Annotated in this window: 2 protein-coding genes and 1 pseudogene; 1 reads left to right on the top strand and 2 read right to left on the bottom strand. The window is 73.0% G+C overall.

The features are described from left to right. Together mtrB and mtrA are read right to left on the bottom strand one after the other, a co-directional pair. Positions 1-1714: MtrAB system histidine kinase MtrB (gene mtrB, locus AC2CHG_RS30910; protein ID WP_484526150.1), on the bottom strand; the 1714-nt coding region annotated here is incomplete at its 3' end. A gap of 13 nt (positions 1715-1727) precedes the next feature. Then, positions 1728-2417, bottom strand: coding sequence for an MtrAB system response regulator MtrA (gene mtrA / locus AC2CHG_RS30905; RefSeq protein WP_088969953.1), 690 nt, complete (start codon positions 2415-2417; stop codon positions 1728-1730). A gap of 223 nt (positions 2418-2640) precedes the next feature. On the opposite strand from mtrA, the pseudogene AC2CHG_RS30900 reads away from it, so the two are divergent. Beyond that, a pseudogene (locus AC2CHG_RS30900) lies at positions 2641-2951 on the top strand (hypothetical protein); the annotation flags it as partial.

The raw sequence follows: 2951 nt of genomic DNA, 5'->3' as shown, positions 1-2951 counted from the left end.
GTCCGGCGGTCAGCGCGGCGACGCCGCCGCCGGGCCCGATGGCGGACAGCTCGCCGTCGCGGGGGCCGCCGAACGGCACCGTGGCGTCGGCCGGCACCAGCCGTAGCGGGCTGGTGGTGAGCCGGTCCCCGGCCCGGGCCGGCAAGGTGAGCCGGAACTGCGCGCCCTGCCCGGGCGCGCCCCACGCCTCCAGCCAGCCGCCGTGCAGGCGGGCGTCCTCCAGGCTGATCGACAGGCCCAGCCCGGTGCCGCCGGTCTGCCGGGCGCGCGACGGATCGGCCCGCCAGAAGCGGTTGAACACCAGCTTCTCCTCCCCCGGCTTGAGGCCGACCCCGTGGTCCCGCACGGTGATCGCCACCGCACTCTGGTCCTGACCCAGGGTGATCCGTACCGGCTTGGCCTCGCCGTGCTCGACCGCGTTGCCGACCAGGTTGCGCAGCACCCGCTCGACGCGGCGCGGGTCGACCTCGGCGATCACCGGAGTGTCCGGCAGGTCCAGCTCGATGGTCACCCCGACCCGCTCGGCCAGCCCGGCCAGCCGCTCGGTGACCCGGTGCACCACCGGCACCAGGTCGGTCGGCTCGCTGTCCAGCACCGCGAAACCGGCGTCGAACCGGCTGATCTCCAGCAGGTCGGTGAGCAGTTCCTCGAACCGGTCCAGCTCGGCCTGGAGCAGCTCGGCGCTGCGGGCCACCGCCGGGTCGAACTCGTCGCGCTCGGCGAAGATCAGGTCGGCGGCCATCCGGACCGTGGTCAGCGGCGTCCGCAGTTCGTGCGAGACGTCGGAGGTGAACCGGCGTTGCAGCCGGGACATCTCCTCCAGCCGGAGGATCTGCCGTTGCAGGTTCGTCGCCATCTGGTTGAACGAGGCCGCCAGCAGCGCGAGGTCGTCCTCGCCGGAGACCACCATGCGCTGGTCCAGCAGACCGGCGGAGAGCCGCTGCGCGGTGCGCGCGGCCACCCGTACCGGGGTCACCACCAGTCGGGTGACCAGGGCGGCCAGCAGGCCGAGCAGCAGCACCAGCGCCACGCCGGTGGCGACCACCGTGGCCCGGGCGTCGGCCGCCGTCGCGTCCTGCCGGGCCAGCGGTACGAGGTAGTAGAGCTCGACCTGCCCGAACTTGGTCGGCACCGGAGAGCCGTAGACCAGGTATTTCGTCCGCTCGCCGCCGAGCGAGCCGGTACGGATCTGGTGCGCGACCTTGCCCGAGGCGACGGTGGCCCGCAGCTCGTCGCCGATCACCGTGTCCACCGGCACGTCGGGCGTGGTCCGCGGCTCGATGAACTCGGCGAAGTTGTCGGCGGTGATCGCCACCACCACGCCGCTGGTCTGGGTGGGGTCGCCGCCGGCCAGGTAGTTGACGGTGCCGTCGATGGTGTTCTGGAGCTGCGCCTCCTGCGGCTGGCTGTAGAGGTTGAACTGCTTGGCCGCGTACTCGCTGCCGTTGCTCAACCGCAGCCGCACGTCGGTCTCGGCGTTCTCCAGCAGGATGCTGGTGATCTTGTCAGCGATCAGATAGGCGAAACCGCCCACCAGCAGACTCGACGCCACCAGCGTGATGGTGACCACACGGACCTGGAGCGACCGCCGCCACGCCTGGTGCACGGCTGCCACCAGCCGGGCGACGCGGCCGGTCAGGGCGAGCCAGAGCGCCCGCACGGCGGAGAGCCGGCGGGGCGCGGGGGTCGGCGACTCGGGCAGCGAGGTCAGCACAGTGCTGACCAGGCTATCCGGTACCCGCCTTGTAGCCCACGCCCCGCACGGTCAGGATGATTTCGGGTCGCTCCGGATCCGGCTCGATCTTGGCGCGCAGCCGCTGCACGTGCACGTTGACCAGGCGGGTGTCCGCCGCGTGGCGGTAACCCCAGACCTGCTCCAGCAGCACCTCGCGGGTGAAGACCTGACGCGGCTTGCGGGCGAGCGCGACCAGCAGGTCGAACTCCAGCGGCGTCAGCTTCACCTCCTCGCCGTCGCGGCTGACCGTGTGGGCCGGCACGTCGATGGTGATCTGGTTGCCGGGCGGGCCGATGGTCAGCATCTCCGGCGCCACGTCCTCGCCCCGGCGCAGCCGGGCCCGCATCCGGGCCACCAGCTCCTTGGGCTTGAACGGCTTCACCACGTAGTCGTCGGCGCCGGACTCCAGCCCGAGCACCACGTCGACGGTGTCGCTCTTGGCGGTCAGCATCACGATCGGCACGCCGGACTCGCCCCGGATGGCGCGGGCCACGTCGATGCCGCTCATGCCCGGCAGCATCAGGTCGAGCAGGACGATGTCGGGTCGGCTGTCGCGGAAGGCGGCCAACGCCCGTTCGCCGTCCGCGACGAAGGACGGCACGAAGCCCTCGCTGCGCAGCACGATGCCGAGCATCTCGGCGAGGGCGGGGTCGTCGTCGACCACGAGTACCCGGGCTCTCATGGGGTTTATCGTTCCATCCCCGTTCGTCTGGAGTGTTCGGTGTTCGGCGTCTCCACGGCACCGTAGCGCCGGGCGGCCCCGCGCACCACAGCAAGTCGGCGTGGCCGCCCAGCGTGGCGCGCCGGAGCGGACGGGTCCACCGGATGCGGACCCGCCGTGCAACCATGATCCCCCGGGCGTCGCCCCGCCCGCCACCTCCGCTCGCCCCCGCCCAGGAGTACGCGTGCCCGACGCCGGCCCGACCGCGGTGCTGCCGCGCCGTCCGCTGACCGTCGGCGAGCTGCTCGACGCGGCCGTGCTGCTGCTGCGCGACCAGGCCCGGGTGCTCGTGCCGCTCGCCCTGCTGCTCGCCCTCGCCGAACAGGCGGTGCTCCACCCGCTGCGCATGCTCGCCGAGACCGAACCGCCGTACTGGTGGCCGGTGGAGTTCGGCGACACCCTCCCGGAGTACTGGCTGCTGCTGGCGGCCGGCGCGGGCACCGAGGCGGCGATCGTCGCGCTGCTCGGCGCCCCGGCGGCGCGCGGCGCCGGGGC

This window comes from Micromonospora sp. ATLC20 (assembly GCF_057196585.1).
Note: the sequence above shows the minus strand (reverse complement) of the source record. Positions and strands in the feature narration are given on the sequence as shown.